This is a genomic window from Actinoplanes sp. NPDC051537, assembly GCF_055586105.1.
On record NZ_JBVJIU010000016.1, the window covers coordinates 69,868 to 92,973 of the forward strand.

At 70.1% G+C, this 23,106-nt stretch carries 21 protein-coding genes and 1 pseudogene; 14 read left to right on the top strand and 8 right to left on the bottom strand.

Annotated features, from left to right (window positions below; translation table 11 throughout):
- Positions 1-35 precede the first annotated feature (35 nt).
- The 4 genes from ACZ6TB_RS34270 to ACZ6TB_RS34285 are packed head-to-tail and all read right to left on the bottom strand — an operon-like array spanning position 36 to position 2,564.
- On the bottom strand, positions 36-776 hold the full coding sequence (locus ACZ6TB_RS34270) for an ABC transporter permease (RefSeq protein ID WP_465561624.1): 741 nt from the start codon (positions 774-776) through the stop codon (positions 36-38).
- Positions 737-1,624: an ABC transporter ATP-binding protein gene (locus ACZ6TB_RS34275; RefSeq protein WP_465561626.1), complete on the bottom strand. Its 888-nt coding sequence runs from the start codon at positions 1,622-1,624 to the stop codon at positions 737-739. The genes ACZ6TB_RS34270 and ACZ6TB_RS34275 overlap by 40 nt, the downstream gene beginning before the upstream one ends.
- Positions 1,621-1,935: a winged helix-turn-helix domain-containing protein gene (locus tag ACZ6TB_RS34280; protein WP_465561628.1), complete on the bottom strand. Its 315-nt coding sequence runs from the start codon at positions 1,933-1,935 to the stop codon at positions 1,621-1,623. The genes ACZ6TB_RS34275 and ACZ6TB_RS34280 overlap by 4 nt, the downstream gene beginning before the upstream one ends.
- On the bottom strand, positions 1,932-2,564 hold the full coding sequence (locus ACZ6TB_RS34285; protein ID WP_465561630.1) for a transporter: 633 nt from the start codon (positions 2,562-2,564) through the stop codon (positions 1,932-1,934). Before ACZ6TB_RS34285 ends, ACZ6TB_RS34280 begins: the two co-directional genes overlap by 4 nt.
- A gap of 77 nt (positions 2,565-2,641) precedes the next feature.
- Between ACZ6TB_RS34285 and ACZ6TB_RS34290 the strand changes: the two genes are divergently transcribed.
- The gene (locus tag ACZ6TB_RS34290) at positions 2,642-3,058 is read left to right on the top strand and encodes a GNAT family N-acetyltransferase (protein WP_465561948.1); all 417 of its coding nucleotides are present in this window, start codon (positions 2,642-2,644) and stop codon (positions 3,056-3,058) included.
- Here ACZ6TB_RS34290 and ACZ6TB_RS34295 read toward each other — a convergent pair.
- On the bottom strand, positions 3,039-5,042 hold the full coding sequence (locus tag ACZ6TB_RS34295; RefSeq protein WP_465561631.1) for a HelD family protein: 2,004 nt from the start codon (positions 5,040-5,042) through the stop codon (positions 3,039-3,041). The two genes, ACZ6TB_RS34290 and ACZ6TB_RS34295, sit on opposite strands and share 20 nt — an antisense overlap.
- Before the next feature lie 187 nt (positions 5,043-5,229).
- Between ACZ6TB_RS34295 and ACZ6TB_RS34300 the strand changes: the two genes are divergently transcribed.
- Genes ACZ6TB_RS34300 through ACZ6TB_RS34310 form a run of 3 tightly spaced genes read left to right on the top strand, consistent with a single transcriptional unit; the run spans position 5,230 to position 7,971 of the window.
- Entirely contained in the window at positions 5,230-5,814 is a 585-nt protein-coding gene (locus ACZ6TB_RS34300; RefSeq protein ID WP_465561633.1) for a helix-turn-helix domain-containing protein, read from the top strand.
- 49 nt (positions 5,815-5,863) lie between these two features.
- Positions 5,864-7,123, top strand: coding sequence for an MFS transporter (locus ACZ6TB_RS34305; protein ID WP_465561635.1), 1,260 nt, complete (start codon positions 5,864-5,866; stop codon positions 7,121-7,123).
- The gene (locus ACZ6TB_RS34310; RefSeq protein WP_465561636.1) at positions 7,120-7,971 is read left to right on the top strand and encodes a menaquinone biosynthetic enzyme MqnA/MqnD family protein; all 852 of its coding nucleotides are present in this window, start codon (positions 7,120-7,122) and stop codon (positions 7,969-7,971) included. The genes ACZ6TB_RS34305 and ACZ6TB_RS34310 overlap by 4 nt, the downstream gene beginning before the upstream one ends.
- 761 nt (positions 7,972-8,732) lie before the next feature.
- On the opposite strand, the gene ACZ6TB_RS34315 is transcribed toward ACZ6TB_RS34310, so the two are convergent.
- Positions 8,733-9,686, bottom strand: coding sequence for an aldo/keto reductase (locus tag ACZ6TB_RS34315; RefSeq protein ID WP_465561638.1), 954 nt, complete (start codon positions 9,684-9,686; stop codon positions 8,733-8,735).
- Positions 9,687-9,835: 149 nt separating this feature from the next.
- On the opposite strand from ACZ6TB_RS34315, the gene ACZ6TB_RS34320 reads away from it, so the two are divergent.
- Positions 9,836-11,428 carry a beta-1,3-glucanase family protein gene (locus ACZ6TB_RS34320; RefSeq protein ID WP_465561640.1) on the top strand — a complete coding sequence of 531 codons (1,593 nt, stop codon included), beginning with the start codon at positions 9,836-9,838 and terminating at the stop codon, positions 11,426-11,428.
- Here the strand turns inward: ACZ6TB_RS34320 and ACZ6TB_RS34325 are convergent, their stop codons facing one another.
- Positions 11,429-12,280: an SWIM zinc finger family protein gene (locus ACZ6TB_RS34325; protein ID WP_465561641.1), complete on the bottom strand. Its 852-nt coding sequence runs from the start codon at positions 12,278-12,280 to the stop codon at positions 11,429-11,431. It lies immediately after the preceding gene.
- A gap of 1 nt (position 12,281) precedes the next feature.
- A complete protein-coding gene (locus ACZ6TB_RS34330; protein WP_465561642.1) occupies positions 12,282-15,134 on the bottom strand; it encodes a DEAD/DEAH box helicase in 2,853 nt (950 codons plus the stop codon).
- Between the two features lie 88 nt (positions 15,135-15,222).
- On the opposite strand from ACZ6TB_RS34330, the gene mqnC reads away from it, so the two are divergent.
- The 9 genes and pseudogenes from mqnC to nuoE all read left to right on the top strand — a co-directional run.
- Entirely contained in the window at positions 15,223-16,509 is a 1,287-nt protein-coding gene (gene mqnC, locus ACZ6TB_RS34335) for a cyclic dehypoxanthinyl futalosine synthase (RefSeq protein ID WP_465561644.1), read from the top strand.
- Between the two features lie 234 nt (positions 16,510-16,743).
- The gene (locus ACZ6TB_RS34340; RefSeq protein WP_465561646.1) at positions 16,744-17,490 is read left to right on the top strand and encodes a demethylmenaquinone methyltransferase; all 747 of its coding nucleotides are present in this window, start codon (positions 16,744-16,746) and stop codon (positions 17,488-17,490) included.
- Between the two features lie 48 nt (positions 17,491-17,538).
- A complete protein-coding gene (locus tag ACZ6TB_RS34345; RefSeq protein ID WP_465561647.1) occupies positions 17,539-17,817 on the top strand; it encodes a hypothetical protein in 279 nt (92 codons plus the stop codon).
- Positions 17,818-17,915: 98 nt separating this feature from the next.
- Positions 17,916-19,196, top strand: coding sequence for a geranylgeranyl reductase family protein (locus tag ACZ6TB_RS34350; RefSeq protein ID WP_465561649.1), 1,281 nt, complete (start codon positions 17,916-17,918; stop codon positions 19,194-19,196).
- Positions 19,197-19,274: 78 nt separating this feature from the next.
- A complete protein-coding gene (locus ACZ6TB_RS34355) occupies positions 19,275-19,640 on the top strand; it encodes an NADH-quinone oxidoreductase subunit A (RefSeq protein WP_465561651.1) in 366 nt (121 codons plus the stop codon).
- Between the two features lie 6 nt (positions 19,641-19,646).
- The gene (locus ACZ6TB_RS34360; protein ID WP_465561653.1) at positions 19,647-20,318 is read left to right on the top strand and encodes a NuoB/complex I 20 kDa subunit family protein; all 672 of its coding nucleotides are present in this window, start codon (positions 19,647-19,649) and stop codon (positions 20,316-20,318) included.
- Entirely contained in the window at positions 20,315-21,031 is a 717-nt protein-coding gene (locus ACZ6TB_RS34365) for an NADH-quinone oxidoreductase subunit C (RefSeq protein ID WP_465561655.1), read from the top strand. Before ACZ6TB_RS34360 ends, ACZ6TB_RS34365 begins: the two co-directional genes overlap by 4 nt.
- A complete protein-coding gene (locus tag ACZ6TB_RS34370; RefSeq protein WP_465561657.1) occupies positions 21,028-22,353 on the top strand; it encodes an NADH-quinone oxidoreductase subunit D in 1,326 nt (441 codons plus the stop codon). The genes ACZ6TB_RS34365 and ACZ6TB_RS34370 overlap by 4 nt, the downstream gene beginning before the upstream one ends.
- A gap of 42 nt (positions 22,354-22,395) precedes the next feature.
- A pseudogene (gene nuoE, locus ACZ6TB_RS34375) lies at positions 22,396-23,103 on the top strand (NADH-quinone oxidoreductase subunit NuoE); the annotation flags it as partial.
- Positions 23,104-23,106: the final 3 nt, after the last annotated feature.

Sequence of the window (23,106 nt, forward strand, 5' to 3'; positions counted from 1 at the left end):
TCGCGCACCTTTGGTTGGGCTTAAGTGTCGATGTTCTAGCTGAATCGACGACCCTCGTCCCGTCGATAGGCCCATACGGCCACCCCGGCAAGGGCGACTATCCAGGCGATAAGCGACGCGACCGACCCCGGGTGCACCGGGTGGGCGCCGACCGCGGCCCACATCAGCTCGGCCGAGGCGCCGGTCGGCAGATAGGGCGCGATGGTCTGCACGAAGCCGGGCGCGCTGCCGGGCGCGGTCATCAGCCCGCCGGCGAAGGCGAGCGGGAAGAACAGCACCTGCGCGACCACGACCGCGGCCTTGGGCGGCATCGAGTAGCCGATCGCGAGTCCCATCAGGATGAACGGCACCGCGATGACCGCGACCGTGGCCGCCGTCAGCAGGAACTGCGTCGCGGTCACCGTCGCCGACGTCAGGAACGCGGCGATCAGCACGACCGGGAGCAGCGCGAACGCCATCAGCGCGAAGCCGGAGATCAGACGGCCGGCGAAGCGCGGGAGGACGCCGGCCGGGAGCGTGCGGACGAAGGGCTCCCAGGGCTGGACCCGATCGTCGGCGACGCCCACCCCGTACTGGAAAAGGTTGGTGCTCATCACCGCGAAGGTGATCATCGACGCCGTCGCGTAGGTCGCGGCCACCGGGTCGTCGCCGGCGAAGGGCACGACGAAGGCGAGCATCGAGGCGGCCGGCCAGAACGCGCTGCCGATGACGGCGATCGGCGTGCGCGCGGTCTCGATCAGTTGAAAGCGGGCGTGGGTGAGGACGAGAGCAGACACAGGAACGACTCCTCCAGCGACGTCGGGCGGACTTCCAGATCGGCGAAGGGCGCGCCGGTCGCGACCAGATCGCGGACCAGGCGATCGGCGTCGGGGGTGAGCAGGTGCCAGCGGTCACCCTCGCGGTCGGTTGCGGTCACCCCGGCCAGAGCGGGCGGGCGTACGGGCGAAGTGAGGCTCACCCGCCGAACAGCAACCAGATTTCGTACGGCGGAGACCGTGTCGTCGGCCAGGACCCGGCCACCGCCGATGACCACCACCCGGCGGGCCAGCGCCTCGATCTCCTCGAGGTAGTGGCTGGTCAGCACGACCGTGCCGCCGTCGGCGTGGAACGACCGGATGCCCTCCCAGAGCGACCGCCGCGCCTCGACGTCGAGCCCCGTGGTCGGCTCGTCCAGAAAGACGATCTCGGGGCGGCCGGCGAAGGCGAGGGCGACCGCGACCCGCCGCTTCTCGCCGCCGGACAGGCCGCCGGTCTGCCGCCGCACGAGGCCGGTCAGGCCGAACCGGTCGAGCACCTCGTCGCGCGAAAGCGGGTCGGGATAGTGCGCGCGTACGAAATCAACGACCTCGCCGACGCGCAGCGAGGAGGGCAGCCCCGTCTCCTGTGGAGTGACGCCCAGTCGCCGCCGGGCCGCCGGCCGGCGCGGATCGCCGCCGAGCAGCTCCACCCGCCCCGACGTCGGCGTGCGGACGCCGGTGAGCAGGCTGAGCAGGGTGCTCTTGCCGGCGCCGTTCGGGCCGAGCAGGCCGATCAGCTCGCCGGCCGGGATGTCGAGGGAGACGCGGTCGAGGGCGAGGGTGTCGCCGTAACGGCGGCTGACCTCGACGGCGCGAGCGAGGGTCATGGCTGCTCCTCCACGGGGTTGAGCAGGGCGCGCAACGCCTCCGTGTACTCCTCGAAGGCGAGCCGGCCGCGGGCGGTGAGGCGGACGAAGGTGGCCGGCGTGCGGCCCTGGTGGGTCTTGGTGACCTCGACGTAGCCGGCGTCCTCGAGCTTGCGCAGATGGACCGACAGGTTGCCGGCCGTCATCCGCAGCGACTCCTGGAGCCGGGGAAACGTGACCCGGTCCTCGGTGCGCAGGACCGACAGGGCGGAGACCACCCGCAGCCGGGCCTGGGCGTGGATGACCGGGTCGAGCTCGGTGCTTTCGGTCATCGCAGCTTCAGCCACCCGATCAGGCCGGCCAGCAGCATGCCGCCGCCACCGGCGACCGCCACGATCAGCGAGTGCCACCCGGGGCCGATCAGGATGCCGATCACGTTGATCACGCTGACCCAGGCGCCCAGGAAGAACAGGTGGCGGTCGTTCCAGATCGCGCCGCCGGCCATGTGCAGCGCGCCGGTGAGGGCGACCATGCCGCCGGCCCACAGCAGGGTCACCTTGTCGTCCGGCAGCAGGTCGCCGTACTGCGAGAACAGGACGGACATGCCGGTGAAGGCGATCGCCCACGCGAAGCCGTACATCGTGCCCTGGCGGGAGGTCGGGCCCGAGGTCTGCCGGGCCGAGTGCGCGCCGGCGAAGCCGGTGATCACCCCGGCCGCGACGATCGACAGCAGCAGGACGGTCAGCGGCAGCCAGTCGGGCAGGTCGACGAAGACCTTGCCGTCCGGGCCGAAGCGCAGGAAGAGCAGCAGGAAGCCGAGGAGCCAGGCGACGCCCCAGGGCCACATCATCAGGCGCGGGTCGGGGGTGATGTCGCGTTCGAGGTTGGCGCGCTCGCGCTGGATCAGCGCGAGCGAGTCGGCCGGGTTGCCGAGCGGGGTGTCGTCGTCGTCCGTGTTCACACAAAGAAGTTTACGACACAAAGTCAAAGAAGTTTGTGCCGTAAAGTCGACAGGGCTTCCCTAGGCTTCTGCACGTGATGATCAGACCCGCGATCGCGTCCGACCTGTCCCTCGTACTCGACTTCTGGCAGGTTGCCGCCGAGAACGACGCACGGCCCGCCGACACGCACGCCGCCCTGGCCGCGCTGCACCTGCGCGACCCGGACGCGCTGCTGGTGGCCGTCGACGGCGACGAGATCGTCGGCACCGTGATCGCCGGGTGGGACGGCTGGCGGTGCCACCTCTACCGGCTCGCGGTCGCGCCGGATCGCCGCCGGCAGGGCATCGGGCGCGGTCTGCTCGACGCGGCCGAGGAGCGGTTCCGGGCCCTCGGCGGCACCCGGGCCGACGCGATGGTGCTGGACGACAACGCGTCGGCGCACGGTGCGTGGTCCGCCGGCGGCTATCGCCGCCAGGCGGAGTGGTCGCGGTGGGTCAAGCCGCTGCGGGGGTGAGAGCTTCGGGCAACGGCCTTGCGTGTACGACCGAAAGGCGCGAGACGGCACGAGTGAGAACCACGTAGAGGCGGTTGAGGCCGCGCGCCTCGGCGTCGACGATGTCGGCCGGCTCGTGGACGATCACGTGGTCGTACTCCAGGCCCTTGGCCACCGTCGCGGGCACCACCTGGACGCGCGCCTCGCTCTCGACGTCGTCCGGGGTCGCGTTCTCGATCCCGGCGGCGGCCAGGTGCGCGCGCAGCCGGTCGACCGCGGCGTCGGCGGCGATCACCGCGACCGAGCCCTCGTGCTCGAGCGCGGCGGTCACCTCGACCAGCGTCTCGGCGTCGAGCGCGGCGGCGTCGACCGGGATGATCGCCAGGTCGCCGTCGCGGCGCAGGGAGACCGCCTCGGGCACGGCCACGGCCAGGGCCGGGAGCAGCCGGTTGGCCAGCTCCACGACGACGGCCGGGACGCGGAAGCCGACCGTCAGCGGCACGACCTTCGCTTCCGGCTTGCCCAGATGGCCGAGCGTGTGGCGCCAGTCGGCGGCGGCCCAGGGCGCGGTGCCCTGCGCGAGGTCGCCGAGCAGCGTGATCGAGCCGTGCTCGCTGCGCCGGGCGATGGCCCGCGCCTGCATGGGGGAGAGGTCCTGGGCCTCGTCGACCACCACGTGGCCGAAGCTGGACTCGCGCTCGAGCAGGCCGGCCGCTTCGTCGATGAGCACCAGATCGGCGGCGCTGAACTTCGCGGACTTGACGGATTTCGGCGGCTTCGTCCACCGGATCGCGTCTTGCTCTTCCGGCTCCAAGTCCGTCTTCTCCGGATTTACCAGCACCTCGACCACCAATGCCTCGGCGCTTACGGCCGGCCACGCGGTATCGAGGAACTCCGTCACCGGCGCGACCTTGCTCATCTTCCGCAGCCACGGCTCGCTCGGTGAGTTGCCCGTCCGGTACTCCGACTGCCGCTGCAGCAGCCCGACCACCCGCGCCCGCACCCGCTCCCGCCCGACCGCGTAGGGCAGCCCCTCGCGCCGCGCCTCGTCCACGATCCGCCGCAGCGGCTCGGTGTCGATCCGCCACCGGTAGGACCCGTCCGACACCATGATCGGCACAGTCGGCTTGGCGAGCTTCGACCACAGCGCCTTCCGGAGCACCTCGGCCATCCGCACGTCGTGCTTGACCAGCGTCGCCGCCTCGCTGTCGGTGGCGCGCACCGGCTGCCGGGCGATCAGCGTGTCCACGGTCGCCTGCTGCACCTCGACCTCTCCGAGGGCGGGCAGGACGGCCGAGATGTACGACAGGAAGGCCGTGTTCGGCCCGACGATCAGCACGCCCGACCGGCGCAGTCGCTCCCGGTGCAGGTAGAGCAGGTAGGCGGCCCGGTGCAGTCCGACCGCCGTCTTACCGGTGCCGGGCGCCCCCTGCACGCAGATCGAGTCGGCCAGCTCGGCCCGGACCAGTTCGTCCTGCTCGGGCTGGATGGTCGCCACGATGTCGCGCATCGGCCCGACGCGCGGCCGCTCGATCTCGGCGGTCAGGATGCGGCTCTTGGTGCCCAGCTCCTCGCCGCGGTCGAGATGCTCGTCCTCGAAGCTGGTCAGGTCGCCCTTGACGAACCCGAACCGGCGGCGGGTCGCGACGCCCTGCGGGTCGCGCACGCTGGCCCGGTAGAACGACCGGGAGAGCGGCGCCCGCCAGTCGAGCACCATCGGCTCCCCGGCGTCGTCGGTGACGTGCCGGCGGCCCACGTAGTAGTTCGCGTCCTCGATGTCGAGCCGCCCGAAGAACAGTGGCGTGGTCGGGTCGTCGGCCAGCTCGGCGACGCGGCGGGAGAGCGTACGGCCGAGCGCCTCGGCGCCGTACGCGTCGCCGGCCACATCCGAGCCGGTGGAGTAGAGGGCTTCGGCGCGCCCACGCATCCGGGCCAGCGCGGCCCGTGACTCGCCGAGGTGGTGGCGTTCGGCGGAGAGCTCGGTGTCCAGGTCGAAAGAAGACACGGTCCATCCTCGAGACAGGCTGTGCGGGCTGCTCGCGTATCCGGGGCCGGCCGACCGGCCCACGGCGCGTGAAAACGTCCGCTGCGGTGCATGCTCACCACGGCCGTCAAGCGGCCATCCACACTACGCCGAGCTCACCCCCTGTCCACCGAATATTCGCCCGCCCGCCGTCGGTGAGAATGGGGGCATGGCTGAGGGGCGTGCCGGGAGTGACGGGGTTCGGGTCAGCGACCCGCGGGTGATGCGGGCGCTGGCGCATCCCGCGCGGATCGAGATCGTGGAGTATCTGAACGACACCGGGGCGGTGGTGACCGCCACCGAGGTCGCGGGCATGGTCGGGATGTCGCCGAGCGCCACCAGCTATCACCTGCGTGAGCTGGCCAAATATGGGCTGGTCGAGCAGGCGCCGAGCCGGGGGGACGGGCGCGAGCGGGTCTGGCGCGGCACCACCAGCACGGGGCTGCGGATCGACGCCGACCTCGAGCAGCCGGGGGCGCGGGCCGCGACGCAGGCGCTGGTCGACCTCTACCTCAACCGCGATCTCGACCGGATGCGGAACTGGATCGCGAAGCTGCCCGAGGAACCGAAGGAGTGGGCCGACGCCAGCGCGATCATGGGCCAGCGGCTGCTCCTGACGGCCGACGAGCTTCAGGAGCTCAACCAGCGGATTCGTGAGCTGACCGACCCGTACCGGATGAGGGATCGGCAGGACGACGCGCCGGAGGGCGCACGGCGGGTCTCGGTCAGCTACGCGGCAATTCCGGAGGGCTGATCCGGCCCAGGGTCTTGCGCGACCAGATGTGAAGGAATACTTTCGAAGTATGTCCTTCACATCTGGCGAGTCTCGTTGGGCCGACGTCTATGTCGTCGCGGGGACCCGGGCCGTCTCGGTCTGTGGTGACTTCCTTGCGGCGACCACCCTCGCTCTCGTTCTCCAGCAGGCCGGGCACGGTGGCCTCGCGGTCTCCGGCCTCCTGGTCGCGGCGAGCCTGCCGCTGGCGCTGCTCGCGCCGATCGCCGGGCGCATCGCCGACCGCGCCGACAGCCGGGTCGTGCTGATCGCGGCCGGCATCGCGCAGAGCCTGATCTGCTTCGCGCTCGCCTTCGTGAGCCAGCCGATCGCGATCATCGCGCTGGTCGCGCTGCTCTCCTGCGGGCTGGCGATCACCCAGCCGACGCTCTCGGCGCTGATCCCGCGCATGGTCCGCCCCGACGACCTGGCCAAGGCCAGCGGGCTCACGCAGACCGCCGGCGTGATCGGCATGCTGATCGCACCGGCGCTGGCCGGCATCCTGGTGGGCCAGACCGGCAGCCGGGTGCCGCTGCTGATCGATGCGGTCAGCTACCTGGCCCTGGTGGCGGCCGGTTTCGCCGTACGCACGCGCCGTCGTCCGGTTTCCTCGGAGGCCGGGCCGAGCGCGACCTACCGGGTGCGGGACGACCGCATCCTCACCGTCATGATCGGTTCGCTGGCCGCGGTCATCGCCGGCGTGAACGCGATCAACGTCTTCGAGGTGTTCTTCATCCGGGACACGCTGCACGCCTCCACCACCGTCTTCGGCTTCGTGAGCGCCGCCTGGGCCGCGGGCATGCTGATCGGCAGTGTCGTCTTCGGCCGCGTCCCGCCGCACCGCATCACCGTTCCGGCCCTGCTCGCCCTGGTCGCCTGCTCGTGCGCGCCGATCCTGGCCGGCGCCACGGTCGGCAGCGCCGGCTGGCTGATCCCGCTCTGGGTGCTGGGCGGCATCAGCAACGGCGGCATCAACGTCTTCGTGCTGGTGATCGTCGCGGGCCGCGCGCCGGCCGCCGCCCACGGCCGGGCGTTCGCGGTGCTGAGCGCCGTCGTCCAGACCGCGGCCCTGCTCGGCCTGACCGTGGCCGGCCCGCTGGTCGAGCACTTCGATCCGCGGCTGCTGGTGGCGGCCGCCGGCGGACTGGGCCTGCTCATCTGCCTGGTGGCGATGCCGATCGTGCGCCGCGAGACGAACGTCCCTTCCGCGGCTGCCGACTGCGATGTGAGCCACCCTCGGGTCCACCCCGAGGCCGAACTCTCACCTGCTGGGATAGCGTCGGGGTCATGAGCGACAGCGCCGGTCGGCCCCGGGTCGGGCACATCCAGTTCCTCAACTGCCTCCCGATCTACTGGGGCCTGATGCGGTCCGGTGCGCTGCTCGACGTCGACCTGCGCAAGGACACCCCCGACAAGCTGAGCGCCGACCTGGTCGCCGGCGACCTCGACATCGGCCCGATCACGCTGGTGGAGTACCTGCGGCACGCCGACGACCTGCTCCTGCTGCCCAACCTCGCGGTCGGCAGCGACGGCCCGGTCCTCTCGGTCAACCTGATCTCGACCCGCCCGCTGGCCGAGCTCGACGGCCGCCCGGTGGCGCTGGGCTCGACCTCGCGCACCGGCGTGCTGCTCGCGCAGATGCTGCTGGCCGAGCGGTACGGCGCCGAGCCCGAGTACTTCCGGTGCCCGCCCGAGCTCACCCAGATGCTGATGGAGGCGGACGCCGGCGTGCTGATCGGCGACCCGGCCCTCCGCGCCATGTACGAGGCGCCTCGCCTCGGCCTCGACGTCACCGACCTGGGCCAGGCCTGGCGCGACTGGACCGGCCTGCCGATGGTCTTCGCGGTCTGGGCGGTCCGCAAGGACTACGCGGCCGCCAACCCGGGCGCCGTGAAGGACGTGCACGAGGCCTTCCAGCGCTCCCGCGACCTGTGCCTGGGCGAGCTCGACGAGGCGGCGGCCGCCGCGGCCCGCTGGGAGCCCTTCGACGCCGAGACCCTGGCCAACTACTTCCGGGCGCTCGACTTCTCCCTCGGCGAGCGCCAGGTCGCGGGGTTGCGGGAGTTCGCCCGCCGGGCCGCCCTACGAGGCGAGGTACCGCCGCTGCCCGCGGACGGCCCGATCTTCGCCGAGGTCTGAGCCCGGTTCCGCGGCGGCCTCCACTCCGGCGAGCCGTTCGGTCCGCCACGCTGACTCGCCGAGTGGCGCCCGGCAGTGCGGCATTTTGTGCTGTGCGCCGGGGCCGCTTCGACGGGATGGTGCAGCGCCGAGGCAATCTTGAAGAGTTCGTGCTCGGTGGAAGCACAAACTCTTCAAGATCTGGGGCAGTCGGTCGACGGCCGAGCCGAGGTCGGTACAAAACGGGCGTGGGCTCGTTGACGCGCGTGCGATCAGAACATCGCCAACCTCAGAGCCCGCCCCGATCTTCGGCGAGGTCTGAGCCCGGTCTTCGCGGCTGGTCTCCATTCCGGCGGGCCGTTCGGCTCGGTGCGCCACGCTGACCCGTCGAGTGCCTGGCAGCGCGGCAGTTCGCGCTACGCGGGGCCGCTCCAACAAGATCGCGTAGCGCCGAGCCAATCTTGAAGAGTTCGTGCTCGGTAGAAGCACAAACTCTTCAAGATCTGGGGCAGTCGGTCGACGGCCGAGCCGAGGACGCGGCAAAACGGGCGTGGGCTCGGAGACGCGCGTGTGATCACAACATCGCCGAGCGCGGAGCCCGCCGAGCGCAGAGCCCGCCGAGCGCAGAGCCCGCCAACCGCAGAGCCCGCCAACCGCAGAGCCCGCCCTCCTCTGGGGGCGCCCCCGCCGGTCATTATCGCGGGAAAGCGTGATGTTGGGCGGCCGGCCGGCGGCGGGCTGTGGACAAGCCGTCGCTGTGGACAACCCGGCGGCTGTGGAAATCAGGCCAGCACGTCGTCCAATGCGGCCACATCCTCGGCCGTCAGGGACCAGTTTGCGGCGGCCGCGTTGGCGGCGACCTGCTCGGCCGTCGTCGCGCCGGCGATCACGCTGGTCACCGCCGGGCGGGCGGCCAGGCCCGCGATGGCCACCTCGAGCAGGCTGTGCCCGCGTTCGGCGCCGAATGCGGTCAGCGCCTCGATGCGGTCCCAGTCGGCGCCCGCGAGGACCCGCTGGTAGCGGTCGAGCGAGAGGCGCGTGCCGGAGGCCGGTGCCTCGCCGCGGCGGTACTTGCCGCTGAGCAGGCCCGAGTCGAGCGGGAAGAACGGCAGCAAGCCCAGACCGAACTGCTCGCAGGCCGGCACGACCTCCGCCTCCACGCCGCGCTGGAGCAGGCTGTAGCGGTTCTGGGCGCTGATGAACGGCGTCCGGCCCGCGGCCCGGGCGGTCCAGTCGGCGTCGGCGATCTGCCAGCCGGCGAAGTTCGAGTTGCCCAGGTAACGGACCTTGCCCGAGCGGACCAGGTCGTCGAGGGCCGCCAGCGTCTCGTCGATCGGCGTCGCCGGGTCGGGCTCGTGCAGCTGGTAGAGGTCGATGTAGTCGGTCTCCAGCCGGCGCAGCGAGGCCTCCACGGCGCGGACGATGTAGCGCCGCGCGCCCCGGGCGCCGAAGTCGTTGCCGTTCAGGCCTTCCATGTTCATGCCGAATTTCGTAGCCACGATGACCTCGTCGCGACGGCCCTTCAGCGCCGCGCCCAGGCATTCCTCGGAGCTGCCGTGCGGTGTGCCGTAGATGTCGGCCGTGTCGAACAGGGTGATGCCGGCGTCGATCGCCGCGTCGACGACCTCGCGGGTGCCGTCCGCGTCGAGCTTGCGGCCGAAGTTGTTGCAGCCGATCCCGACCACGGATACGACGAGGCCGGACGTACCCAGCCGGCGGTAGCTCATCTCGCTCATGGTTGCGACCTTATGCCCGTTCGATACAACGCTGCCGGACATCCGTACTCATCTATTGACACACGTTGTTAACAAAGCTGAGCCTGTGAGAGCGCTCTCAGTGCAACAACGAGGTGAAGTAAACGAGAACGAAAAGAGGTGTTCCCCCGGTGCGTGTCCTCCGCGCTCTCGCCGCTCTGGCCGTCGCGATCCCCGTCGCGGCCGCAGTCAGCCCACCCGCCGCTCAGGCGATCGGGCCAACCATCCTGCCGGTCACCGTCACCAATCAAACCGGCCGCGGCGACGCGGTCTACCTGTACGTCATCGGCATCCAGCTCTCCTCGGGCCGGCTCGGCTACGTCAACCAGGGCGGCACGTTCACCGCCTGGAGCGGCGGCCAGATCCCGCCCTCGCCCGCGCCCGATGTGTCGATCGCGGGGGCCGGCAACGGCGGCAGCACCACGATCAACTTCCCGCGCGGCTTCTCCGGCCGGGTCTACTTCTCCCTCGGCGAGAGGCTCAAGTTCTTCCTCACCCCGGACGGCCTCGTGCAGCCCGCGCCGTGGGCGGGCGGCGACGCCAACCAGAACATCCTGTTCGACTGGAGCGAGTTCACCTACAACGACTCCGGCCTGTGGCTGAACAGCTCGCAGGTGGACATGTTCGCGGTGCCGCACGCGGTCACCGTGACCAACAGCGCCGGGGTCACCAAGCGCACCGGCGACCTGGTCGCGAACGGCCGGACCAACGTGATCAACACGATCAAGGGGACGTCCGGGTGGGCGAACACCGTCTACACCCGGTCGGACGGCACGGTTCTGCGCGTCCTGGCGCCGGGCAAGGCGGCCGGCGCGGGTCTGCTCGCGGGCAACTACCTCGACTCGTACATCGCGAGCGCCTGGAACGCGTACAGCAGCAAGACCTTGACCGTCGTGCCGTTCGGCGACCAGCCGAACACCAAGTTCTTCGGGCGCACCAGCGGCAACGTCATGAACTTCACCAACACGTCCGGTCAGCAGGTGGCGTCCTTCAACCGGCCTTCGTCGGCGAGCGTCTGGGGCTGCGACGGCGATCTCCCGGCACCCAACGACCTGGTGGTCGGGCCGATTTCCCGTACGCTGTGCGCCGCTCTCAACCGGGGAACGCTCGGCACCATCGACACCCAGCCGAGCACGAACGCCGCCGACTTCTACAAGAACAACCCGACCAATGTGTACGCGAAGACGATCCACGCCAACATGACCGATGGCAAGGCGTACGCGTTCGCGTTCGACGACGTGGGCAACTTCGAGTCGCTGGTGAACGACGGGGATCCGCGCTCGGCCGGCATCGTCCTGTCGCCGTTCAGCGGCGGCGGTGGCACCACGCCCCCGCCCAGCGGCGGGTCCGCGCTGATCAGCTCGCTCAACAACAAGTGCGTCGACGTGCCGAACTCGAACTTCGTCGACGGCGCCCGGCTCCAGATGTGGGGCTGCAACGGCACCAACGCGCAGAAGTGGACGTTCAGCGGCGGCGCGCTGGTCAGCCCGAGCGGCAAGTGCATGGACGTGAACGGCGGCTCGACCGCGAACGGCGCGGCCGTGCAGTTGTGGACGTGCAACGGCACCGGCGCGCAGAAATTCACCCTGAGCGCCGCCGGTGACCTGGTGAACCCGCAGTCCAACCGGTGCGTCGACATCGTCGACGTCAACCCGAACGACGGCGCGAAGCTCCAGTTGTGGGACTGCGCCGGCTCCGCCAACCAGAAGTGGCGCCAGGGCTGATCAAGTGACGGGGTCGTCGTCCCCAGTGGACGGCGACTCCGCCAGATCCCGGTACGCCGGACGCAGCAGGTCGGTCAGCGGGATGTGCCGCACCTTGACCGGCGGCGGGTCGAGCGCCCGCAGCAGCAGCTCGGGCGGCGTCGTGACGCGCGGGGGCCGCTCCCGCAGCCGGCTCAGGCTCAGGCCGGGGGAGTAGTAGTCGGCGACGTGGTCCTCGAGCGGCGACTCGTCGACCGCCAGCGGGTCGACCTCCTCGACCGGCTCGGGCGTGCCGCGCAGGGCCCCGAGCAGGGCGTCCCGGTCGCGCCCGCGCCAGGCCAGCACCAGGAACGGGTCGTCGTCGAACGCCTCGGCCAGCACGTAGAGCACGGCCGAGCCGTGCTTGCAGGGCACGCTCCAATCCGGACAGCTGCACCGGATGTCGAGGCGGTCGGGGAAGAGCGGGAGCCCGTGCTCGTCGAACAGCTCGATGATCTCGCGCGGCATCTCGCCGGCCAGCAGCGCGGCGCGATACAGGGCCTGGCTTCCCAATGCGGAAGTCAGCGACGTCCACTGTGTCTCGTCGAACGCGTCGATCGCGATCTCCACCGCGTACGGCTGAGGTCGTGAACCCTGCACGCGAGCCGTCACCTTCCCGGCCGAGAGGTGGAAGTCCATCACCTGGCCCTTGCGGGCGTAGGCCCGCCCGCGGGCCAGCCGCCCGCCGTCGCAGACGCGTTCCAGCACGTCGACGAAGCGCCGCGACCACCACTGCTCGCCGATCTTGCCGCGCTTGGCGCGCACCGCGATGCCGCCGTCGACCGCGATCGCCTTCGCGCCCTCGAAGAAGCGCCCCTCCGGGTCCAGCGGCATCTCAACGCACCACCGCAGTGTCCAAAGAGAACAGCTCGCGCAGCTGATCGGTGTTCAGATCGGTTATCCACTCCTCGCCGGTGCCGACCACCGACGAGGCGAGCGCCTTCTTCCGCTCGATCATGGCGTCGATCTTCTCCTCCAGCGTGCCGGTGCAGATGAACTTACGGACCTGCACGTCCCGCTTCTGTCCAATGCGGAACGCGCGGTCGGTGGCCTGGTCCTCGACCGCCGGGTTCCACCACCGGTCGAAGTGGACGACGTGGTTGGCGGCGGTCAGGTTGAGCCCGGTGCCCGCCGCCTTCAGGGAAAGAAGGAAGAACATCGGCTCGTCGTCGTTCTGGAAGCGCTCGACCAGCTCGTCGCGCTTGGCCTTCGACAGTCCACCGTGGAGCCACAGCACCGGCCGGTCGAGATGCGCGGCCAGGTACGGCTGGAGCAGCGAGCCCCACTCCGCGTACTGGGTGAAGACCAGGGCCTTGTCGCCGTCCTCGATGATCTCCTCGGCCAGCTCCTCGAGCCGGGCCAGCTTGCCCGACCGCGACGGCAGCCGCGAGCCGTCCTTGAGCAGGTGGGCGGGGTGGTTGCAGACCTGCTTGAGCTTGGTCATGGCGGCCAGCACGTTGCCCCGGCGCTCGATGCCCTCGCTGTTCTCGATCGTGGCCATCATGTCCTCGACCACGGCCTGGTAGAGGGTGGCCTGCTCGGGGGTGAGCGTGCACCAGACCTTCATCTCGTTCTTCTCCGGGAGGTCCGAGATGATCGTCTTGTCGGTCTTGAGGCGGCGCAGCACGAACGGCCCGGTCGCCCGCTTCAGCGCGGCGGCCGCGTCCTCGTCCTGCCGGGCCTCGATCGGTTCCTGGAAGCGGCGGCGGAACCGTTTCGCCGGCCCGAGCAGTCCCGGGTTGACGAAGTCCATGATGGACCACAGCTCGGCGAGGTGATTCTCGACCGGGGTGCCGGTCAGGGCGATCCGGGTGCGGGCCTTGATTCCCCGTACGGCCTGGGATTGCCGCGTTCCGCTGTTCTTGATCGCCTGGGCCTCGTCGCAGACGACCCGTTCCCACTTCACCGCCGCCAAAGTGGACAGATCGCGCACCGCCGTGCCGTAGGTGGTGACGACCAGGTCGGCGTCGTCGATCCCGTCGCGCCGCCGCGTCCCACCATGATGGACGTACACGCGGAGCGAGGGCGCGAACCGCGCCGCTTCCTTCTGCCAGTTGCTGACCAGAGACATCGGACAGATCAGCAGGGTGGGGCCGGTCCGGTCGGTGAGCAGCAGCGACAACGTCTGCGCGGTCTTGCCGAGGCCCATGTCGTCGGCCAGGATCCCGCCGAGCCCGAGGCGGGACAGGAAGTGCAGCCAGGAGAGGCCACGTTCCTGGTACGGCCGCAGCGTGCCCTGGAAGGTGTCCGGTGTCGGCAGCGGCGCGATCCGTTCGGCCGCCTGACCGGAGAGCAGGTCGCCGAGCATCCCGTCGGCGTCGACCTCGACCAGCGGCAGGTCCTCCTCGCCGCCGTCGATGACCTGCTGGAGCACCTCGCCGGCGGTCAGCTCGCCCTCGCGTCGCTGCCCGACCGCCTTGAGCGCGGCCTTCAGTTGGCGGTCGTCGAGTTCGACCCACTGACCCCGTACGCGAACGAGCGGCACCTTGAGCCGGGCCAGCTCGGCCAGTTCGTCGGCGGTCACCACACCGTCGCCGATGACCAGGTCGACCCGGAAGTCGACGAGTTGCTCGAGCCCGAACCCGGAGGCGGCGACCGCCCGGCTCTTCGGCGACGACGACTTCGAGCGCGTGGTCAGCTTGAGGCCGACCGCCTTGCGCCCGGCCCAGGCCGGCAGCTGCACCCCGAAGCCGGCCGCCTGCAGCAGGGGAGCGGCCTGGCGCAGGAAGTCGTGCGCCTCGCCGGTGGTCAGGTCCATGGCCGCCGGTTGCTGGTCGATCAGGGCCACGTGCAGCAGCGGGAAGAGCCGGACCGCCCGGCCGAGCCCGGCCAGCAGGGTCTCGTCCGGCCGCGGCGGCAGGCCGGGGAAGCGGGCGCCGTCCCAGACGTCGGCGGCGGGTAGCCACAGGCTCGGGTCCTCCGCCGACTGGAGGGCGAACTCGAGCGCCCACGCGTCCGTGCCCGGTTGCGGCTCGATCAGCCGGAAGCTCACCCGGACCGGCCCGTTCGCCTCGTTCGCGGCCCGCATCCAGTCGCCCAGGGCGGCGCCGAGCTCGCGCACCTCCTCGGGTCGGCTGCCCGGCAGCGTCGCGTCCGCGGCCGTGAGCGCCGCGATCCAGCGGTCGGGCAGCGGCGCCTTGGGCCCGGCCCGGTGGCCGTGGAGCAGCCGCTCCGGCATCACCGATCGGGCGGCCGCGTCGACCAGCGCGTCGAGGGCGTCGCGCAGGGTGCGGCCGACCCCGGTGTCGGCGGCCCGCACGACCGGCGGCATGGCCGTGGCGAAGTCGCGGTAGGTGGCCGCGTCGGCGCCGGTGAGCACCGGGCGCCAGCGAGCGGCCGGCACGCCGGCCTCGAGGACGAGCTGCGGCAGCAGGCGGCCGCGCCGGGCCAGATCGCAGGCGAAGCCGGCCAGCAACTGGAGGTAGCGCACCGACGCCGCGGGCATCCAGTCCTCGGGGAGGTCGGCGAGCGTCTCCATCGCCGCCGGGCCGGGCGTGAGCTGGGCCGGGATCTGGTACTTGCGGAGCGAGAGCCGCTTGGGCGGCTCGATCCCGCTCTCCGGGGAGGGCGCCGGGCCGCGGGCGGTGCCGGGCAGGCGGAGCGTGACGGTCTCGGTGCCCAAAGAAGAAGAGCCCTCGGCCCACAGCGCGAGACGACCCGGCAGCCACGACCCCTGTACGACGAGCACACCCACCCCCTGGAAACGACGGCATCGAGAGTACGACCGTGACCCGCGCCGCTGTCGTCCGCCGAACCGGGGACGTAATCTTCGTGTCGTGACGGCGAACCCGGAAATCGACAGCATCCTGCAGCGCGGCGCGGACGGCGGGCGCATCACGCCCGAGGAGGCGCTGCTGCTTTACACGGACGCGCCCTTCCACGCGCTCGGCGAGGCGGCCGACGCGGTGCGCCGTCGCCGGTACCCGGACGGCATCGTCACGTACCTGATCGATCGCAACATCAACTACACGAACGTGTGCGTCACCGCCTGCAAGTTCTGCGCCTTCTATCGCGCACCCAAGCACGGCGAGGGCTGGTCGCACCCGATGGAGGAGATCCTGCGGCGGTGCGGCGAGGCGATCGACCTCGGCGCCACCCAGGTGATGCTCCAGGGCGGCCACCACCCCGACTACGGCGTCGAGTACTACGAGCAGCTGTTCTCCGGGGTCAAGGAGGCGTACCCGCAGCTCGTGATCCACTCGATCGGCCCCAGCGAGATCCTGCACATGGCCAAGGTCTCGGGCGTCTCGATCGAGGAGGCGATCCTCCGGATCAAGGCGGCCGGCCTCGACTCGATCGCCGGCGCCGGCGCGGAGATGCTGCCCGACCGGCCGCGCACGGCCATCGCCCCGCTCAAGGAGAGCGGCGCCCGCTGGCTCGAGGTGATGGCCGTGGCGCACCGCAACGGGCTCTCCTCGACCGCCACGATGATGATGGGCACGGGCGAGACGAACGCCGAGCGCATCGAGCACATCCGGATGATCCGCGACGTGCAGGACCTGGCCGTGGCCAACGGCTACCGCGACGACGCGATCGAGACCTCGCACGAGCTTGGAGAGTCTTCAGTCCGGTCAAGGGCGGGTGGCGGGGCGGCAGCCGGGGGTTTCCGCGCGTTCATCCCGTGGACCTACCAGCCGGAGAACAACCATCTCAAGGGCCGCACCCAGGCCAGCAACCTGGAATACCTGCGCTTCATCGCGGTGTCCCGGCTGTTCTTCGACAACATCGCGCACCTGCAGGCGTCCTGGCTGACCACCGGCAAGGACGTCGGCCAGCTGTCGCTGCACCTCGGCGTCGACGACCTCGGCTCGATCATGCTCGAGGAGAACGTCATCTCCTCGGCCGGCGCCCGCCACCGGTCGAACCTGCACGAGCTGATCTGGATGATCCGGACGGCCGACCGCGTCCCGGCCCAGCGCGACACCCTCTACCGCCATCTCGCCGTGCACGCGACCGAGGCCGACGACCCGACCGACGAGCGCGTGGTCTCGCACTACTCGTCGATCGCGATGCCCGAGGGCGGGGCCGGGCGGAAGTCGCTCCCACTGGTGGAAGCCAAGTAAGAGCCCCATTCGGGGGGTCGCGATCGACCGTTCGGACAGGTAGGGGTCGGTAAACCGGTGTGGGGCTGATTGCTCCTTCGTAACGAGGCCGGTAAACCTCTGTACCCCCTGTGGTCCCGCTGGTTACGTTCCTCGCGTAAGTCTGAGAACTTCCTTGGAACGTCAAGCTGCAGCTTGACGGCCGCGGACCCGACCGATGGCGGTCGTTTACATAACGCACAAGGAACGGGCGGGATGGGTCACCATCCCGCCCGATCTGTTTCCCGGGGTGGCAGAGTCACGAGTGTGACGCGCGCAGACCTGGACAAGCAGCCGCACGAGGTCGCCGAGATGTTCGACGGCGTGGCCAAGCGGTACGACCTGACCAACACCGTGCTCTCCTTCGGCCAGGACCGGGGATGGCGCCGGGCCACCCGGGCGGCGCTCGCGTTGCGGCCGGGCGAGCGGGTTCTCGACGTCGGCGCGGGCACCGGCATCTCGACCGAGGAGCTGGCCCGGTCGGGCGCCTTCGCGGTCGGCGCCGACCTCTCGATCGGCATGCTGCGGGCCGGGCGGGCGGTGCGTCCCGAGGTGCCGCTGCTGAACGGGGACGCGCTGCGGCTGCCGTTCGCGGACGGCACGTTCGACGCGGTGACGATCTCCTTCGCCCTGCGCAACGTGGTGGACACCGATGGCGCGCTGCGCGAGCTGGGCCGGGTCACGCGACCGGGCGGCCGGCTGGTGGTGTGCGAGTTCAGCAGCCCGGTGAACCCCGCCTTCCGCACGGTCTACCTGCAATATCTGATGCGGTCGCTGCCGGCGGTGGCGCGCGGGGTGTCGAGCAACCCGGACGCGTACGTCTATCTGGCCGAGTCGATCCGTGCCTGGCCCGACCAGGAGGCCCTTGCCGGGCGTATTGGCGCCGCCGGGCCCTGGTCCCGGGTCGGCTGGCGCAATCTCACTGGGGGTATTGTCGCGCTACATCGTGCCACTCGGGTATAAAACGCCCATTCGGCTTCGGCGGGCGGTAAACGGTGTTTTGCTGCACGCATGACTACCTTCGGGCATCTTGAGGACACCGACATCGACATCGCGATCGACGACGGCGAAGCGGGCGAGCGGCGCGGCATGGAGCTTGCCGCCCGGATCCGCATGGTGGCCGCGCAGGACCCGGAACTGGCTCAGGACCTAGTAGATGAGCTGATCGTCGCTCTTGAGCGCGCCATGGGCGGTACGTTTCGGGAATACATGGATCAAGAGCAGCGCAATGGAGCAGAGCGGGCCTTGACCGATAGCGGATCGGGCATTTCACCGGCGCGAAACAGTTAGGGTTGCCTAACCCGAACGTGCTTCGATGGCCGTCCTAGACTCCGATCTGGGCGTGCTTGTGAACTGTTTCACGAGCCCGCACGAGACGGAGGTGTGCCGTGCACAACCCAATAGGCGACGAAGCCGACGTAATAGTGGTCGGCGCCGGGCCTGGGGGCTCGGCGGCGGCCTACCATATGGCTCGGCACGGCCTGCGGGTCCTGCTGCTCGAAAAGACCGAGTTCCCGCGGGAGAAAGTCTGCGGTGACGGTCTGACCCCGCGTGCCGTGCGGCAGCTCGTCCGGATGGGCGTCGACACCTCCGAGAAGGCCGGCTGGCTGCAGAACAAGGGGCTGCGGGTCATCGGCGGCGGCGTCCGGCTCGAGTTGGACTGGCCCGATCTCGCCAGCTTTCCCAACTACGGCCTGGTCCGCACCCGCCTCGACTTCGACGACATGCTGGCCAAGCGCGCGGTCGAGGCCGGCGCGCTGCTGCGCACCGGCGTGAACGTCACCGGCCCGCTGCTCGACGACGACGGCCACGCGATCGGCGTCGTCGCCAAGACCGGCCCGGACAAGGAAACGGTCGAGTACCGCGCGCCCCTGGTGATCGCCGCCGACGGCGTCTCCGGCAAGCTCCCGCTGGCCATGGGCCTGGCGAAGCGCGACGACCGCCCGATCGGCGTCGCGGTGCGGCGCTACTACCACTCCCCGGTGCGCGCCGACGACGACTACCTGGAGTCCTGGCTCGAGCTGCGCAGCGCGAGCGACCACAACAAGCTGCTCCCGGGCTACGGCTGGATCTTCGGCCTCGGCGACGGCCGGGTCAACGTCGGCCTGGGCATCCTCAACTCGTCCAACGCCTTCGGCAAGACGAACTACCGCGCGATGCTGACCGACTGGCTGGCCGGCACCCCCGCCGACTGGGGCATGCGCGACGAGACCAACGCCGACGGGCCGATCCTGGGCGCCGCGCTGCCGATGGGCTTCAACCGGGTGCCGCACTACACGCGCGGCATGATGCTGGTCGGCGACTCCGGCGGCATGGTCAACCCCATGAACGGCGAGGGCATCGCGTACGCGATGGAGTCCGGCGAGCTGGCGGCGGAGGTTGCCGTGCAGGCGCTCGCCCGGCCCGCGGGCGCCGATCGTGAACGCGCTCTCCGGGCCTACCCCGACGAGCTCAGCCTGCGGTTCGGCGGCTATTACCGCCTCGGTGGGGTATTCGTGAAGCTGATCGGGAACCCGCAGATCATGCGGATCGCCACCAAGCACGGCATGCCCCACCCGACGCTGATGCGGTTCGTGCTGAAGCTGCTGGCCAACCTGACCGACCCGCGGGGCGGCGACGCGATGGACCGGATCATCAATGGCCTGAGCAAGGTGGCACCGGCGGTATGAGCAGCATGCCACCCCGGTCGCGGCGCCGCCTAATCGGATTAATAGTGTGAAGCGGCTAACAGAGCAGCTGGAGACACAATGACGATCAACCCATACGTCCCGATCGTCGGGTTACTGATCCTGGGCGGGCTCTTCGCCTTGTTCTCGGTGGGCATCGCGCCGATCGTCGGCCCGAAGCGCTACAACCGGGCGAAGCTCGACGCGTACGAATGCGGCATCGAGCCGGCGCCGCAGCCCATCGGCGGCGGCCGCTTCCCGGTGAAGTTCTACCTGACCGCGATGCTCTTCATCGTGTTCGACATCGAGACCATCTTCCTGTACCCCTGGGCCGTCTCGTTCGGTGCGCTGGGCGTGTTCGGCTTCGTGGAGATGGTCCTGTTCATCGTCACCGTCTTCATCGCCTACACGTACGTGTGGCGGCGTGGCGGACTCAACTGGGACTGATGTGACATGGGAATCGAAGAGAAACTCCCTGCCGGAATTCTCCTGACGTCGGTCGAGAAGCTCTCGAACTGGGCGCGCAAGTCCTCGTTCTGGGGCGCGACGTTCGGTCTCGCCTGCTGCGCCATCGAGATGATGGCGTCCGGCGGCCCGCACTACGACCTCGGCCGCTGGGGCATGGAGGTCTTCCGCGCCTCGCCCCGCCAGGCGGACCTGATGATCGTCGCCGGCCGGGTGAGCCAGAAGATGGCCCCGGTCGTTCGGCAGATCTACGACCAGATGCCCGAGCCGCGCTCCGTCATCTCCATGGGTGTCTGCGCGTCGTCCGGCGGCATGTTCAACAACTACGCGATCGTGCAGGGCGTGGACCACATCGTCCCGGTCGACGTCTACCTGCCCGGCTGCCCGCCGCGGCCGGAGATGCTGATCGACGCCATCCTCAAGATGCGCGAGAAGGTCATGGCCCAGCCGCTCGGGCCGAACGGCCGCAAGATGCTCGAGGCGCGCAAGGCCGAGGGCAAGATGCCGATCGTGGCCCCCGGCGCGATGCCCTCGTCGTACCGCGTGGACAAGGTTCGTCGTGCGGAGTGGACGCAGGCCGTCAAGGAAGGCCGCGAGGAACAGCTGCGCATCGAGAACTGGATGAAGCTGCGGCCGCACCTGCGGGAGGACGGGAAGTGAGTATCGAGAACACCGGTGGCGTGCCGGTCAATGCGGAGCCGGTCGGCGCCGACATCGACGCGCCCGCCCAGGTGCCGTCCAGCCCGCAGAAGGGCATGTTCGGCATCACCGGCACCGGCGACGTCTCCGGCTTCGGCGGCCTGGTCCGCCGGCAGCCCGACGTGGTCGGCAGCCCCAAGCCGTACGGCAGCTATTTCGACGAGGTCACCGACGCGCTGGAGGAGGCCTACCCCGGCTTCGCCGACGCGATCGAGAAGGTCGTCGTCGACCGTGGCGAGCTCACGCTGCACATCAAGCCGGAGCGGATCGCCGAGGTCGCGCAGATCATGCGGGACGACGAGTCGCTGCGCTTCGAGCTCTGCTCCTCGGTGTCCGGCGTGGACTACCTGAACAGCGACGCTCGCCGGCTGCACGTCACCTACCACCTGACCTCGATGACGTACCGCCGCGTGGTGCGCCTCGAGGTGGCCGTGCCGGTCGACGGCACCGTCCCGAGCGTGACCAGCGTCTACCCGACCGCCGACTGGCAGGAGCGGGAGACGTACGACATGTTCGGCGTCGTCTTCACCGGACACCCCAACCTGACCCGGATCCTCATGCCGGACGACTGGGAGGGGCACCCGCAGCGCAAGGACTATCCGCTCGGCGGCGTTCCCGTCGAGTACAAGGGCGCCGAGATTCCGCCTCCTGACCAGCGGAGGGTCTACCAGTGACTTCAAGCGGCTACGCAACCGAACGCGAGACCACCGAAGGCCGCGTCTTCACGGTCACCGGCGGCGACTGGGACACGATCACCGGCAGCATCGATCCGCTGTCGAACGAGAAGATCGTCGTCAACATGGGACCGCAGCACCCGTCCACGCACGGCGTGCTCCGGCTCGTGCTGGAGCTCGAGGGCGAAACGGTCACCGAGGCCCGGTGCGTCATCGGCTACCTGCACACCGGCATCGAGAAGAACCTCGAGTACCGCAACTGGACTCAGGGCACCACGTTCGTGACCCGGGCCGACTACCTCGCGCCGCTGTTCAACGAGGCCGGTTACTGCCTCGCGGTGGAGAAGCTGCTCGGCATCACCGACCAGATCACCGAGCGGGCCAACACGATCCGGGTGCTCTTCATGGAGCTCAACCGGATCTCCTCGCACCTGGTCTGGCTCGCGACCGCGGGCATGGAGATCGGCGCGATCTCGATGATGCTGTACGGCTTCCGCGAGCGCGAGTACATCCTGGACATCTTCGAGGAGACGTCCGGTCTGCGGATGAACCACGCGTACTTCCGTCCCGGCGGCGTCGCGCAGGACATCCCCGAGTCGGCGATCAAGAAGATCCGCGACTTCCTCGTCTACCTGCCGAAGAAGCTCAAGGAGTACGAGGACCTGCTGTCCGGCCAGATCATCTGGCAGCAGCGGACCCAGGGCGTGGCCGTTCTCGACGTGACCGGCTGCCTCGCGCTCGGCATCACCGGCCCGGTGCTGCGCTCGGCCGGCCTGGCCTGGGACATGCGCAAGACCCTGCCGTACTGCGGCTACGAGAACTACGAGTTCGACGTGCCGACGGCGACCACCGGCGACGTGTGGGGCCGCTACCAGGTGCGCATGGCCGAGATGCGGGAGTCGCTCAAGATCGTTGAGCAGGCGCTCGACCGGTTGAAGCCCGGCCCGATCTTCGTCGCCGACAAGAAGATCGCCTGGCCCGCCCAGCTCGCGATCGGCGTCGACGGCATGGGCAACTCGCTCGAGCACGTCGCCAAGATCATGGGTCAGTCGATGGAGTCGCTGATCCACCACTTCAAGCTCGTGACCGAAGGCTTCCGGGTTCCGCCCGGCCAGGTCTACATCGGCATCGAGCACCCGCGCGGCGAGCTCGGTGTGCACGCGGTCTCGGACGGCGGCACGCATCCGTACCGGGTCCACATGCGCGACCCGAGCTTCGTGAACCTCCAGGCCATCCCGGCGATGGCCGAAGGCGCGCTGCTGGCCGACGTCATCGCCGGCGGCGCATCCCTGGACCCCGTGATGGGTGGGTGTGACCGCTAAATGTCCGACACTGAGCTTTCGAGGCGGCAGAGCCGCACTGCAATGGGCGAGAATGAGATCGAGTTCTCCGCCGCGGCAGCCCCGCTGGCCGAGAAGCTGCTCCCGGCCGCGCTCGAGATCATCGCGCGCTACCCCGAGGGCCGCAGCCGCTCGGCTCTGCTCCCGCTGCTGCACCTCGTGCAGACCGAGGACGGTCACGTCAGCCCCGACGGCGTGGCCTTCTGCGCCGAGGTCCTGGGCATCAACAAGGCCCAGGTCGGCGCCGTCGCCACGTTCTACACGATGTACAAGCGGCGGCCCACCGGCGAATACCTGGTCAGCGTCTGCACCAACACGCTGTGCAACATGATGGGCGGCCAGGACGTCTACGACCGGCTGAACGACCACCTCGGCGTCGGCCACGACGAGACCACCTCGGACGGCCGGATCACGCTCGAGCACGCCGAGTGCCTGGCGGCCTGCGACTACGCGCCGGTGGTGACGGTCAATTACGACTTCGCCGTCGACGAGGCCACGCCGGAGAGCGCGATCGCCCTGGTCGAGAGCCTGCGCAAGGGCGAGCGGCCGACGCCGACGCGCGGCGCGCGGGTCTGCTCGCTCAAGGAGATGCAGCACCAGCTGGCCGGCTTCGCCGACGAGCGGGACGGCGCGGTCGCCGACGGTCCGGCCGGCGCGCCCACGCTGCGCGGCGTGAACCTCGCCCAGCAGCACGGGATCGCGGTGCCGAACTTCAACCTCGACGCCCCGATCACC